The 12858-nt window shown below is 72.5% G+C and carries 16 protein-coding genes; 6 read left to right on the top strand and 10 right to left on the bottom strand.

What is annotated here, in order from left to right; all coding sequences use genetic code 11:
* Positions 1 to 60: 60 nt before the first annotated feature.
* The 5 genes from tatA to DZF91_RS11930 all read right to left on the bottom strand — a co-directional run bounded on the left by tatA (position 61) and on the right by DZF91_RS11930 (position 3407).
* On the bottom strand, positions 61 to 384 hold the full coding sequence (tatA, locus tag DZF91_RS11910) for a Sec-independent protein translocase subunit TatA (RefSeq protein WP_199486577.1): 324 nt from the start codon (positions 382 to 384) through the stop codon (positions 61 to 63).
* Between the two features lie 43 nt (positions 385 to 427).
* On the bottom strand, positions 428 to 970 hold the full coding sequence (locus DZF91_RS11915; protein WP_117357553.1) for an isochorismatase family protein: 543 nt from the start codon (positions 968 to 970) through the stop codon (positions 428 to 430).
* A 25-nt stretch (positions 971 to 995) separates the two neighbouring features.
* Positions 996 to 1931, bottom strand: a complete 936-nt coding sequence (locus tag DZF91_RS11920) for a threonine/serine dehydratase (protein ID WP_117357539.1) — start codon at positions 1929 to 1931, stop codon at positions 996 to 998.
* 20 nt (positions 1932 to 1951) lie between these two features.
* Entirely contained in the window at positions 1952 to 2947 is a 996-nt protein-coding gene (locus DZF91_RS11925) for a hypothetical protein (RefSeq protein WP_117357540.1), read from the bottom strand.
* A 178-nt stretch (positions 2948 to 3125) separates the two neighbouring features.
* On the bottom strand, positions 3126 to 3407 hold the full coding sequence (locus tag DZF91_RS11930; protein ID WP_117357541.1) for a hypothetical protein: 282 nt from the start codon (positions 3405 to 3407) through the stop codon (positions 3126 to 3128).
* 231 nt (positions 3408 to 3638) lie between these two features.
* Here DZF91_RS11930 and DZF91_RS11935 point away from each other — a divergent pair, with 231 nt between their 5' ends.
* Together DZF91_RS11935 and DZF91_RS11940 are read left to right on the top strand one after the other, a co-directional pair.
* A complete protein-coding gene (locus DZF91_RS11935; protein WP_117357542.1) occupies positions 3639 to 4868 on the top strand; it encodes an MFS transporter in 1230 nt (409 codons plus the stop codon).
* 168 nt (positions 4869 to 5036) lie between these two features.
* Positions 5037 to 5396: a tetratricopeptide repeat protein gene (locus DZF91_RS11940; RefSeq protein WP_117357543.1), complete on the top strand. Its 360-nt coding sequence runs from the start codon at positions 5037 to 5039 to the stop codon at positions 5394 to 5396.
* Positions 5397 to 5426: 30 nt separating this feature from the next.
* Here the strand turns inward: DZF91_RS11940 and DZF91_RS11945 are convergent, their stop codons facing one another.
* Complete coding sequence (locus tag DZF91_RS11945) at positions 5427 to 6011, bottom strand: dihydrofolate reductase family protein (protein ID WP_117357544.1); 585 nt, start codon at positions 6009 to 6011, stop codon at positions 5427 to 5429.
* A 119-nt stretch (positions 6012 to 6130) separates the two neighbouring features.
* Complete coding sequence (locus DZF91_RS39705; protein WP_158587921.1) at positions 6131 to 6301, bottom strand: hypothetical protein; 171 nt, start codon at positions 6299 to 6301, stop codon at positions 6131 to 6133.
* A 182-nt stretch (positions 6302 to 6483) separates the two neighbouring features.
* On the opposite strand from DZF91_RS39705, the gene DZF91_RS41965 reads away from it, so the two are divergent.
* Positions 6484 to 6624, top strand: coding sequence for a DUF397 domain-containing protein (locus DZF91_RS41965; RefSeq protein WP_268915934.1), 141 nt, complete (start codon positions 6484 to 6486; stop codon positions 6622 to 6624).
* A 242-nt stretch (positions 6625 to 6866) separates the two neighbouring features.
* Positions 6867 to 7940 (top strand): hypothetical protein, encoded by a 1074-nt coding sequence (locus DZF91_RS11955; RefSeq protein WP_117357546.1) that lies wholly within the window; start codon positions 6867 to 6869, stop codon positions 7938 to 7940.
* A gap of 28 nt (positions 7941 to 7968) precedes the next feature.
* On the opposite strand, the gene DZF91_RS11960 is transcribed toward DZF91_RS11955, so the two are convergent.
* Together DZF91_RS11960 and DZF91_RS11965 are read right to left on the bottom strand one after the other, a co-directional pair.
* Positions 7969 to 9138 carry a thioredoxin family protein gene (locus tag DZF91_RS11960; RefSeq protein ID WP_117357547.1) on the bottom strand — a complete coding sequence of 390 codons (1170 nt, stop codon included), beginning with the start codon at positions 9136 to 9138 and terminating at the stop codon, positions 7969 to 7971.
* A gap of 80 nt (positions 9139 to 9218) precedes the next feature.
* Positions 9219 to 10394 (bottom strand): MFS transporter, encoded by a 1176-nt coding sequence (locus tag DZF91_RS11965; protein WP_117357548.1) that lies wholly within the window; start codon positions 10392 to 10394, stop codon positions 9219 to 9221.
* A 61-nt stretch (positions 10395 to 10455) separates the two neighbouring features.
* Here DZF91_RS11965 and DZF91_RS11970 point away from each other — a divergent pair, with 61 nt between their 5' ends.
* A complete protein-coding gene (locus DZF91_RS11970) occupies positions 10456 to 11436 on the top strand; it encodes an ArsR family transcriptional regulator (RefSeq protein ID WP_117357549.1) in 981 nt (326 codons plus the stop codon).
* Between the two features lie 40 nt (positions 11437 to 11476).
* Positions 11477 to 12232 carry an alpha/beta fold hydrolase gene (locus DZF91_RS11975; RefSeq protein ID WP_117357550.1) on the top strand — a complete coding sequence of 252 codons (756 nt, stop codon included), beginning with the start codon at positions 11477 to 11479 and terminating at the stop codon, positions 12230 to 12232.
* Positions 12233 to 12269: 37 nt separating this feature from the next.
* Here DZF91_RS11975 and DZF91_RS39710 read toward each other — a convergent pair.
* Positions 12270 to 12858 (bottom strand): hypothetical protein (locus DZF91_RS39710; RefSeq protein ID WP_117357551.1); only part of this gene is annotated, 589 nt, incomplete at its 5' end.

Genomic DNA, 12858 nt, shown 5'->3' on the forward strand with positions numbered 1-12858 from the left:
CGCGGGGGCGGCGCCGACGACCGAGGGCGGGGCCGATCGGCTCCCGGTGGGAGCGGGAGGTCAGCGGCGCGGCTCGCCGTCCCGGACGACCGGACGGGCGGCCTCGTCCTGCGCCACCGACGCGGGAACGCCCGCGGGGCCGGCGGCGGGAGCCGGGGCGGGGGCGGCCTGCACGGGGGCGGCCTGCACGGGGCGGGGCGCGGAGGTCGGCCCGTCGTCGCCGGACGCGTCGTCCTCCCCGGTCAGGCCGTTCATCTCGGCCTTGAGGATCCGCGCCGACCGGCCGAGCGAGCGCGCCATCTTCGGCAGCCGCGCCGAGCCGAACAGCAGCAGCGCCACGATGATCACGACCAGCCAGTGCGTCGGCGACAGCTCTCCCACCATGGCGACCCACCCCTTCCAGGACGATTACGCGAACACTCTAAAGCTATCGCGCAATTGAGCAAGTGACGGCGGCGAGGGCCTCCTTCGTGGAGGCGACCGGTCCGAGCCGCCGGAACACGTAGTCGACGGCGAACTCGTGCGCGTGCGCGTCCAGCCCGCTCATGGCGTCCTCGACGAAGACCGTCCGGAACCCGGCCTCCTCGGCGTCGCGTCCGGTGGACTCGACGCCGAAGTTCGTCACCAGGCCGGTGAGGAGGACCGTGTCCACTCCGCGCTCGCGCAGCGCGTCCTCCAGGCCGGTGCCCCGGAACGCGCCCCACGTCCGCTTGACGGTCACGATGTCCGACGCGGCCACCTCGATCTCGGGGCAGAGGCCGCTTCCCGGCGGCTGCTCGTCCACGTTCGGACGCTCGACGCGCACCCACACCACCGTCCCGCCCGCCTCGCGCAGGGCGTCCGCGAGGCGAACGGAGCGCGCGAGGACGTCGGCGCCGGAGTGCGGGGCGGTCGGCTGCGCGACGATCCGCTCCATCAGGTCGATCGCGATCAGTGCCGTACGCTCAGGAGTCAAAGTCAGTTCACTCATGGCGGACATGGTGGCACCGAACGGGCTACGCGCGCACCAGGTCGGACGGATCGGTGTTCGCGCCGCACACCACGACCGCGACCCGCTCGCCCGGCGCGGGCGCGTAGGCCCCGGTGAGCAGGGCCGCGAGCGCGGCGGCGGTGCCGTGCTCGGCGACCAGCCGGTGCCGCTCCCACAGCGCCCGCCGCGCGGCGACGATCGCCTCGTCCGGGACGAGGACGGACCCGACGCCCGTCCGGCGCGCCACGTCGAACGCGATCTCCCCGATCCGGGACGCGCCGAGCGAGTCGGCCGCGACGCCCGAGACCGCGACGGTCGCGCGTTCGCCCTGGTCAAGGGCCGCGTGCAGGGTCGGGCACCGCTCCGGCTCGACGGCCACGACCTTCGCCGCGCCGTCCAGCGCGGTCGCGATCCCGGCCATCAGGCCGCCGCCGCCGACGACCACGAGCGCCGTGTCGAACGCCCCGCCCGTCTGCTCCAGCAGCTCCAGCCCGATCGTGCCCTGGCCCGCGCAGACCTCCGGCTGGTCGTAGGCGTGGCAGAACAGCGCGCCGGTGTCGGCGGCGTCCTTGAGCGCGGCGTCCTGCGCGTCGGCGTACTTGTCCCCGACGGCCCGGACGTCCGCGCCGAGCGCGCGCAGCTTCGCGACCTTCACGGCGGGCGCGGTGCGCGGCAGGAACACCCGCGCGGGCACCCCCAGCGTCCCGGCGGCGTACGCGACGCCGAGCCCGGCGTTGCCCCCGGACGCCGTGACCGCCCCGGACGGCGGGAGCGCGCCCCGTTCGGCGGCGGCGAGGAGCCGGTTGAACGCGCCGCGCGCCTTGAACGACCCGCCGTGCTGCGTCTGCTCCAGCTTCAGCCACAGGGACACGCCGAACGCGTCGCTCTCCAGCACGGGCGTCCGCCGGACGTGCCCGGCGATCCGCTCGGCCGCGGCGCGGACGTCCGACTTGTCGATCATGGTGTCTCCCTCGGCTGCGATCAGGTCCCATCATGCCCGTCGGGCGTGGCCACGCAGCTCGGCGAGGGGGTCGGCGGCGGAGCGGTCGCCGTCGGCTCGGGAGGCGTCGCCGTCGGGTCGGGCGTTCCCGTGGGGGCGGGGGTCCGCCGCGCCGGCCGGGTGTTGTGCAGCTTCATCACCTGCTGGAGGCCGGGGGAGTCGGCGAGCGTCGGGCACGCCCAGTCGGACTGGTGGCCCCACGAGTAGCTGATGTCGAACGCGGGATGCGGCAGCAGCGCGTCCCACTGCCGGAGGAGGTTCGTGAGCTGCGGCGCCGTCGGCAGCTTCCAGTTCTTCTCGCCCGCGCTGCACGCCTGCCCGAACGTCTGGATCACCGGCACCATCATCGCCCGCGCGAACCCGGCGCGGTCGGCCTGCGCGACCATGGTCGCGATCGCCTTCGGGTCGCAACCCGACGCGTCCGACCTGCACGGATAGGGGTCGAGGCCGATGAGGTCCAGGTGCGTCGCGGACGGCTTGAGCGGCGTCATCGTCCAGTCGGTCAGGGACGCGAACGCCTTCTGGCCCGGCGCGTAGCGGTGGATCAGGTCGGCGCGCTCGCGGATCCGCCCGACGATGCCGGGGCACTCGGCGGGGTTCGGCTCGTCCGACAGGTACCAGCCGTACACGCGCGGGTCGCGGGCCAGGCGCCGGACCGTGGAGCCGAAGGCGTCGGCGGACATCTCGAAGCCGCCGCACGTGGTGTTCCCGACCCAGACCAGCGCGCGGCCGTCCTTCGGCAGCGCGCCGACCTCGTCCGGGTCGACGTCGAACAGGTCGAAGCCGAGCGCCGCCGCCCGCTCCCGGTCGGAGGCGGGCATGTTCAGGGCGACGTGCAGCGTCCCGGACGTATGTCGCGGGGCGGCGGCGGGGACGGCGGGCGCCGCCGACCCTTCGGACGGATGGACGAGGTAGCCGAAGACGCCGCCCGCGAGCGCCGCGACGGCGGCGACGGCGGCGAAGTGGTGGGTACGCAACGCTCCTCCCGGGGGCGGGATGCCGGGCGCCGTCCCGCCGGACCCTGCTGCCCGGCGGCCGGACGCGATCGCCCTCCACCGTCCCCCTGCCACCGGCCGCCGCCCGCGTCCCAGAACGAACGGGCATAAAAGAACCGCCCCGGACATGCCGAGGCGGTCCGCACGACCGTCCGAAAGGTCAGCCGCGCTTCCAGCGCCACTGTCCGTTCGGGTACCGGACGCACCGGTACCGCTTGCCCGTCTTGTACGCGTACCCGTAGTGCAGGTGCGCGGCCTTGGGGCAGTACGAGCCCGGCGTGACGCACTCCCAGTGCTTGCCGACCTTGTGGGAGTGGCAGCGCGCGGCGGAGACCGCGGGGGCGGGGGTGCGCGCGGACGCCACCGCCGCGTCGGCGGGTGCGGTGACCACGGCGGTGGCCACCAGGCCGGTCGCGGCCGTGACGAGCAGCTTCCTGAGCATCGAGCTCCTTCTGCGGTGAAGGCGGGGTGAACGATGGTGGGCACATCTAACTGAAAAATCGGCGCTTACGTGGGCGAATCCGGAGACTCCGCTATACAGGGGCAGGTTCCGGACCGACCGTTCGTGGCGAATGGCGCGGTCGTTCCGGATTTGGCAACGTTGATTGCTGTTTTGCGAGGCGCGCGAACACCCTGACTCCGAAGTCGTCCACTCGGATCCAGGAGTCCGCGCATGCCCTCCCCCAGTCCTGAGCAGAAGTCCGTCCGGCCGCCCGGTGACGACGCGCGCCGCCTCCCGGCACGGACCCCCGACCAGTGCCGCCCCCTTCCCCTGCCCGTCTACCTGCTCGCCTTCAGCCTGTTCTCGATGGGCAGCGCCGAGTTCCTCGTCGCGGGGGTGCTGCCCGACATCGCGGGCGACCTCGGGATCTCACTGCCGTCCGCGGGGTGGATGATCTCCACGTTCGCGGTCGCCGTGGTCGTCGGCGGGCCGCCCCTGGCCGTCCTCACGCTGCGCTGGCCCCGCCGGACGACGCTCGTGGCCACGCAGTCGTTGTTCGCCGCGGCCCTGGCCGCCGGCCTGCTCGCCGACCGCTACCCGCTGCTGCTGGTGAGCCGGTTCGTCTGCGGGCTCGCCTACGCGGGGTTCTTCGCGGTCGCGGCGGTCACCGCGGTCGGCCTCGTCCCGCCCGGCCGGGCGGGACGCGCGTCGGGCCTGGTCGTCAGCGGCCTCGGCTTCGCGATGGTGCTCGGCGGGCCGGCCGGGGCGCTGCTGAGCCACTTCACCGGCTGGCGCGGCGGCTTCTGGGCCGTCGCGGCGCTCACCTGCGCGGGCGCCGTCCTGACCGCCGTTGCGGTGCCCGCCACCCGCACCGGCGGCGAGCCCGGTGTCCGCCGCGAGCTGGCCGCGCTGCGGAGGCCGCGGCTGTGGGCCGTGTTCGCCGCCACCCTGCTGAGCACCGCCGCGTACATGATCTCGTACAACTACCTGGCGGCCCTGCTGAAGGACGTCACCGACGTTCCGGACGTGTGGGTCCCGGCCGTCCTGACGCTGTTCGGAGCGGGCGCGGTCCTCGGCCTGTCGGTGGGCGGGCGGATCTCCGACCGACGTCCCCGCGACGCGCTCCTGGCCGGGGCCGCCGGGATCGCGCTGGCGTCCGCGCTGCTCGCGTCGTTCGCCGCGCACGCCCTCGTCGTCGTCCCGCTGGTGCCGCTGCTCGGAGTCGCCGGTTTCGTCCTGAACCCGGCGCTGTACGCCCGGGTGTTCGCCCTCGCGTCGGAGGCGCCCACGCTGGCCGGGGCCACCACCGTCTCCATGTTCCAGCTCGGCATCAGCCTCGTCCCGCTTCCGGCGGGCGCCGCCCTGAACGCGGGCGCCGGCCTCACGTCCCTGCCCTGGATCGGCGCGGCCCTGGCGCTGCTCACCGTCCCGGCCGTCCTGCTCGACCGGGCGAGACGGTGACGTGCCTCGCGTCGGGGAGTGGCCGTGTCCGACATGTCCTGCCGTGGCACGTATCTTTACCTGGGGCGGTTCGACCGGCCTGGCCAGGACGGACCGCAACTCACCGTGGAATGAAAGCCGGACCCTCTTGGTTGAAGCTTCAACAACAGCGCGGCCGGGAGGGAGCAGATGAACACCTACGAAGAGTTCCAGCGCGCCCAGATGTTCTTCGAGGCGAGGGACTACATCTCCGCCGCGCGCCTGCTGGCCCCGGTCGCCGAGGCCGAGCCCGGCAACGGCGCCGTCGCCGAGCTGCTCGCCCGCGCGTACTTCCACAGCGCCCAGCTCGGCCGGGCCGAGGACGCGTTCCGGCGGCTGATCGAGATCGACCCGTGCAACGGGTGGGCGCACGAGGCGCTGGCCCGCACCCTGGAGCGGCGCAACCGCCGCGAGGAGGCGGCCCGCTACCGCAAGCTGGCCGTCGCCATGGGCGTCACGCCGTCCGAGGAGATCGCGGTCTCGGTGACCGCCGCGAACCTCGCCGACTGACCTGAAGGCCCGTCCCGTCCGGACGGGCCTTCAGCTTTTCGCGAGCGCGTACGTCCCGACGAAGACCCCGGTCCCGGTCGTGACCGAGTCGACCAGGTCGAACGCGGTCAGCTCGTCGCCCTCCTCGGCGAACAGCCGGAACCCCGAACCGAGCAGGATCGGGTGGACCATCAGGACCATCTCGTCCACCAGCCCGTCCCGCAGCAGCGACCGGACGAGCGCCCCGCTGCCGAAGACCACCAGGTTCTCTTCTTTCTGGAGCTTCAGCTCAGCGACGGCCCCGGTCCGGGCGAGCAGCGTCGACCTCTTCCACGGCAGCGGCTCGGTCATCGTCGTCGACACCACGTACTTCTGGACGCGGTTGAACGCGTCCGTGATCGGGTTCGGCGGCTGCTTGGGCCAGTAGTCGAAGAACCGCGCGTAGGTCACCCGCCCGGCGAGCAGCGCCCACGCGTCCGACATGCGGGCGCCCATGGCCTGCTGCATCGCGGGATCCTGCCGCTCGGCGGCCCACCCGCCGTGCCGGAACCCGCCTCGGGGATCCTCTTCGGGATGCCCGGGCGCCTGCATCACCCCGTCCAGCGTCAGTTGCTCCATCGCGACGACCTTGCCCATGCCCGACCCCTTCCTGTCGCGCGGTAAGACCGTCCGGCCCCCGAAAACTCATCGCGCCCACCGAACAACGACGAAACGCCCGCCCGAGCCTCGGGACGAGCGTTCCGTTCCGCGCGGCCTCAGTCCCCGAAGACCTCGTCCACGCTGGTCGCGACCGCCGCCCGCCGCAGCCACATCAGCAGCGTCTCGTTGTCAGGACAGCTGGCGATCTTCTCCGCTATCGGTCCTTCATCAGTTCCCTCCAGACGAGACGAGCGGGCGAGTCGGTAGCCCGGACACCGCGAAGTCACCTATCGGGCGTGGTGCCAGGTGAGGGGCGGGGAGGCCCAGTAGGTGAGGATGGCGCTGCACATCCGCTCGGCGACGTCCCCGCACCTCGGCGAGAGCGTCCTGGTGCTGCGGGGCGCGGAGCTGGTACTACCGCACGTCCAGCGGCGGCTGCCTGGCGTCCCACCGCCGCCCGGACCTGGCCGTGGACCAGATCACCGCGTGCGGGGAGGTTGGGGCTGTGGGTCCTGTGGTGGCGGTGCGGGATTCCAAGGACCTGGATGGGCCCAAGCTGCTCCTGAGCGCCGCCGCCTGGAAGGGGCTGCTCGTCCGCGCTGGACGGTGAAGGAGGCCGCCGCCGTCACAGGAGTCCACTGCCTTTGTCCAGCGGTCGGCGCCTGCCCGACGGCGCGGCCCTCGGGCCGCGACGCTTTTCTTGATCCTCCTTGGCGATCGGCTCATGTGCTGGGGCAACCGAGCCGTCAACCAGAACGTCTCTCATCCGAGAATCCGGCTGGCTGCCGGGGCTCGCTCCGGCCTGCGAGGCGGTGGCGGGTGCGGCCTGCGCTTTGATGAGGTGTTCTGGGCATGGAATTTCTGTACAACGTCGTCCACCGCCAATTGACGGCGGACGTCGTGTGCTCGTGCGGTCATCCGGTCACTCACCTGGCTCACGACCTCCTTCGTCTTGCCGGTGCTGAGAACGCGACTCGGATCACGGACGTCCTCGAAGGGCATGTCTTCGAGGGGGAGGTGCTGCGCGAACCGGCACTTCCGGTGGCGGAGATCTGCCTGGCCGCGTTGACGCAAGATATTTCCCCGGTATCAAGGGAGATCATCAGCCGCATACTTCTCCAAATCGTCTCGGCCTCCGAGTGGAAGGTGAAGGCGGCTGCCGGTGGACGAGACATCGTCCAGGAGTGCAGAGAAGTTGTGCGGCGGGGCACCTGGCTGTTCTATGCGGAGGTGTTCAATTGCCGTGCTCCTGGCGCTTCGGCTGCGTCTCTCATGATCCTCGAAAGCCTGGGTGAAGATCCTGAGCTACTGGACGAGGCCTATCGAGTGGCTCACCCTGCATTGCGTGAACCTTCTTTTGATCGTGCCGAAATGTCGCTGGACGACGCCAGAGAACAGTGGAAGGCGAAGGAGTTCCTGCGGGACGAGATCGAGCGTCAGCTGACGGAGGATGTCACATGTCCGTGCGGCGAGCCGGCCGCCCACCTGGGGGACGACCTCCTCTACCTGGCCGAAGCGGGGAACGGATCCCCGCGCGTGAACGCCTTCGAGGGGCATGTATTCGACGGGGAGGTTTTGCATGTGCCCGCACTGCCCGTGGCTAGAATATGCATGGCCGCGCTGACGCAAAAGCTGGCCGTCGACTCCCGCTTGACCTTCCTTGATCTTCTGGATCGAATCGTCTCGTGTGATAGTCAAGGGTGGGGAATCCCTGCAGGACGTGATCTCGTTCAGGAAATCAAAGAGGCGCTCGCGCCGGGGTTGGGGCTGCTCTACGCAGAGGTCTTCAAAGGTCCGACCTCCGGTATCTCCGGCACTGCCTTCATGATTCTTCAGGCGCTGGGAGATAATCCCGATCGTCTTCGCTCCGCTTACCGTGCGGCCTATTCCATGATGGACTGGGTTCTGCTGGACGATGGCGTGTGACCGAGTGAGGCTGACGAATTCCGGACCGTCAGTGGTCTAGGGCGTGGTGGAGGAAGTGGTTCAGGTCTCGGCGGGGGAGGGAGCCTCCGTGGCTCGCTATGACCTCGCCTGAGCGGATGACCAGGACGGTCGGGACGCCCTGGATCTCGTAGCGGTCGGCCAGTTCCGGCGCGGCGTCGATGTCGATGCGGGTGGTGGTGACGCGCTCGGCGTTGTCGGCGGCGAAGCGTTCGACGATGGGGCCGAACTGCTTGCAGGGGCCGCACCACTTGGCGGTGAAGTAGGCCAGGACGGGCTTGTCCCCGGCTCGGGCCACCAGGCGGTCGAAGTCGTCGGCGTTCTCGATGGCGACGACGTTCTGGTCGCCGACGTGAGCGATGTCGCCGGGAGTGAGGGACGACAGCTTCTCGGCCGGGTACCAGAGGCCGTTGATCTCGACGTCCGGGAGGGTGCGGATCAGGTCGAGCAGGGACTCGGCGGAGAGCAGGTCGCCGCCGTCGGCCGCCTTGACCTCCAGCACCTCCAGGTCCGGCAGCCGGGTGGCGAAGAGCAGGTGGGACGGTTCGAGCGGCGTGTCCGTCCAGAGGGTCAGGGACTCCAGGCCGTCCAGGGAGCCGAGCGCGTCGAGGCCGTCGGCGTCGAGGTCGGCGGAGAGCAGGCGCAGCGAGTAGAGGCCCTCGATCGTGCCGATCCCGGCGAGCGCCTCCTGGTCGGTGTGCCGCCGCGCGACCTCCAGGTTCATGAGGCCGCTCCCGGCGAGGCGGCCGAACCAGAGGCCGGGGCTGGTGTCGTCCTCGACGCCCAGGATCTCCAGTTCGGGGAGGTCCGCGAGGCGCGAGAGCGCGATGTCGTCTCCGGCGGGCTCCTCCAGGACGACCTGGAACAGCTCCTTCTGCCGGGCCAGCCGTGCCAGCCCCTCGGCCGTGACGCCGGACCCGGCGAACCCGGCGAGCGCGTCCTCGGGCAGGTCGTCCAGGAACGCCAGGTCGCCGGCGGGGGTGCCGTCCGGGATCTCCAGCGACGCCATGTGCCCGGCGGGGACGGTCACCTCGCCGCGCGCGTCCAGCAGCCGGATGTCGTCGTCCTCGTTCCCGACGGCCACGATCTGGATCTCGCCCACGGAGCGGTCGGCCGGGAACCGCAGGACCACGTCCCCCCGGTTCCACAGCCGCTCGTCGTACTCGGTCTGCTCGCTCACTCCTCGGTGATCTCCGCGCGCCCAGCGGGGAATGCCCGACCTGCGGAAACATGGCCGCGATTTGGAGATCCCGGGACGGTCTAGACGGCTTCGGCGGGCACCGGCGCACGCAGGCCGGGCGCGATCGCGAGCGTGACCGCGACGGACGCGGCGGCCATCACCGCCATCCCCGCCGTCGGGCCGGTGAACTGGGCGACCGTGCCCGCGAGCGTCGCGCCCACGCCCTGCATCGCCAGCATCCCGGACGAGAACAGCCCGAGCGCCTGGCCCTGCAGCTCGTCCGGCGTGAGGGCCATCAGCCGCTCCTGGAGCAGCAGCGTCGAGCAGTACCCGACGGCCGCGAGGGTGATCGCGGCGACCGCGACGGGCAGCGCCGGGTCGAGCGCGAACACCAGGTAGGGCGCGGCGAGCAGCAGCCGCAGGAACGGGCCGAGCCGTTCGCGCCACTCCGGCCGGAGGAACCGTCCGGCGAACACGTCCCCGGCGAGCATCCCGACCGCCGCGACGGCGAGCAGGACGCCCGCGTGGGACGGCGAGTACGGCACGAACAGCGACTCGCAGCCGACGATCAGCCCGTTCGGCACCCACAGCCCGACGAACACGTACCGGCGGGCCGGGGACGTCAGGAGCCGGACGTTCCCCCGCCACGTCGCGGCGACCGACGGGCGTCCCTCCGCGCTCGCCGGACGTGCCGTCAGCCCGAACCGCGCGGCCAGCGCCGAGAGCAGGTACAGGCCCGCACCGACGAGCACCGCGCCGCGCGGCGACAGCAGCGCGACCAGGGCGCCGCCGGCCGCGAACCCCACGATCTGGGTGAGCCCGTTCGCCATGTTCAGCACGGACCGGCCGAGGATGTAGCCGTCCTTCGGCAGGATCCGGTTGAGCATCGCGTACCGGACGCCGCCCGAGACCGATCCGACGAGGCCCTGGACGGCCAGCAGCGCGAACAGCGCCCACACCGGCAGCCCGGGAAGCGCGATCAGCGCCGTGGTCAGGGCGAACGCCAGACTCCCCCCGGTGAGGGCGGTGCGCGGCGGCAGCCGGTCGGCCGCCGACAGCAGCAGGGTCGCCCCGACGAGCTGGGCGAACGCGGGGCCGAACATCGCCAGCGAGGACAGCAGCGGCGAGCGCGTCGCCTCGAACACCAGGGTGCCGAGCGCGAGGCCGCTCATCGCCATCGCCGCCGAGTTCGCCGAGGACGCGAGGAACAGCGGCGTGTACTCGGGCGACCGGAAAAGGTCCCTATAGGTGCGCATGTGCCGATTGTTCGCCGGGGCCGTCCGGCGGGTTACTGTTTCGCGGGGAGGCGAAACGTCCATGAGCCTGTGGCTGATCGACGCGGACACGCTCGCGACCGGGCGGTTCGTCCTGTCGCCGCTGGCGGAGACCATCGGCTGCCTGCGCGACCTGGAACTGGAGCGGGCCGAACACCCCGGACGCCGAGCCTGGATGGACGCCGTCCTGCCCGCCTACCGCGCGCACATGGCCGCCGACCCCGTCGCGCACCGCATGGTCCGCGAGGGGCTGGTAGCCCTGCGGACCAGGTGGAACGCCGACTTCCTCACCCCGCCGCCGCTGGGCGTCTTCGAGCCGGACTTCGAGGACGAGGTGGCGGTCGTCCGCGCGACCCCGCCCGCGCGGGCCCGCGCCGACCTGGAGGTGTCGGCGGGCGGACCGCTGCCCGAGATCCTCGTCCGCGACGACCTGCCGGCGATCGCCGCCGCCACCTTCGCCGAGGTGTGGCGCTACGCCGTCGAGCCGTACTGGCCGCGCCGCCGGCGCGTTCTGGAGGCCGACATCATCGCGCGCACCCGCCAGCTCAGCCTGGACGGCTGGGCCGCGGCGCTGGAGGGGCTGCGGCCCGGCATCCGCTGGCTCGGCGACGGCCGGCTGCAGGTCAACCTGGCCGAGTACCCGCCGCGGCACGCCCACGGCGCGCAGTTGTTCCTCGTCCCGGTCACCTCGGCCCACGGCTGGGTGACCTGGGAGGAGGGCGTCCGGTACGCCAAGGTCTACCCGTGCGCCGGGGAGCTGGCCGGCCCCGACCCCGTGCGGGTCCCGCGCGCCCTCGCCCGCCTGCTCGGCGAGGGGCGGGCCGCCGTCCTGACCTTCCTGGACGACCCGAAGAGCACCACCCAGCTCGTCGCGCTCACCGGGCTCCCGCTCGGCTCGGTGGGCCGCCACCTCAAGATCCTGCTGGAGGCCCGCCTGGCCGACCGCCGCCGCTCGGGGCGCTCCGTCCTCTACTACCGCACCCGCGCCGGCGACGCCCTGGTGGACGCGCAGCGCACGCCCTGAGGCGTCCCGCGGACCCGCGGACGGCGGGTATTTTGGGGGGATGATCGACGTGCCCGTTCAGTACTTCACGGCGCGCGACGGCGTGCGGCTGGCCTTCCGGGAGCTGGGGGAGGGGCGCCCGCTGGTCCTCATCCACGGGTATTTCTCCACCGCGACGGTGAACTGGATCCGGTACGGGCACGCCGAGGCGCTGGCCGACCTCGGCTACCGGGTGATCATGCCGGACCTGCGCGGGCACGGCGACAGCGGCAAGCCGCACGACCCGGCGAACTACCCGAGGGACGTCCTCGCCGACGACGGGTTCGACCTGCTGGAGCACCTGGACCTCACCGACTACGTGCTCGGCGGCTACTCGCTGGGCGCGCGCACGACCGCGCGGATGCTCGCGCGCGGCGCGACGCCCGTCCGGGCGATCCTCGGCGGCATGGGCCTCACCGGGATCACCGCGACCGAGGGCCGCGGCGACCACTTCCGGAACGTGCTGAGCAACCCCGGAACGTTCGAGCGCGGCACCGCCGAGTGGCGCGCCGAGGCGTTCCTCAAGACCGTCGGCGGCGACCGGACGGCGCTGCTGCGCGTCCTGGACACCTTCGTCGACACCCCGCGCGCCGACCTGGACCGGATGACACTGCCGACGCTGGTCGTGGCCGGGGTGGACGACCACGACAACGGCTCCGCGAAGGACCTGGCCACCGCCCTCCCCGACGGCCGCTACACCGAGATCCCCGGCAACCACATGAGCGCCGTCACGCGCCGGGAGCTGGCCGAGGCGATCGCCGAGTTTTTGGAGAGCTGACCGCCAGGTCGTCCCTCAGGGGCGGAGCGCGCGGCCGTCAGGTCAGGGTGGGGACGTCGTGGTCCGGGCAGCGGCCCACGGTCACGCCGTCCGAGTCCGCGGGGACGACCGCGCAGAGTGTCGGACGGCGCCGCCTGAGCGAGGTGACCTCCAGGACGCCGTCCACGACGCGCGCGTGGTGGTGCCGCCACAGCAGGTGCAGCTTCCCGCATCCGGGATGGCGGGCGGCGAGGTAGCCGAGCGCGGGATCGTGCGCGACGACCGGCCCGGACATCGCCAGCGCCGCCGCCGCGGACGCACGCGGTAGCGGAACCAGCGGCTCGGCCGAGCCGAGCTCGGGCAGGACGGCCGCCAGCTCCTCCTCGCCGCCGACGACGACGGCCCCGCGTCCGGTGGCCAGCTCGACCGCGCGTGCGTTGAGGGCGCGGCGGCGGGACTCGTCCACGACGTCCGCGCTCGGCGGCAGGACGACCGCGTACGGACGGCCGCGGCCGAGCGTCCGCCGGTCCAGCATCGACGGCCCGACCTCCAGCACCGGCAGTGCCCCGCCGACCACCCGCGACGGCAGCGCCCCGCCGACCGCCCGCGACGGCAGCGCCCCGCCGACCGCGCGCGACGGCAGTCCG

Source organism: Actinomadura logoneensis, from assembly GCF_003428695.1.
Lineage (GTDB): Bacteria > Actinomycetota > Actinomycetes > Streptosporangiales > Streptosporangiaceae > Spirillospora > Spirillospora logoneensis.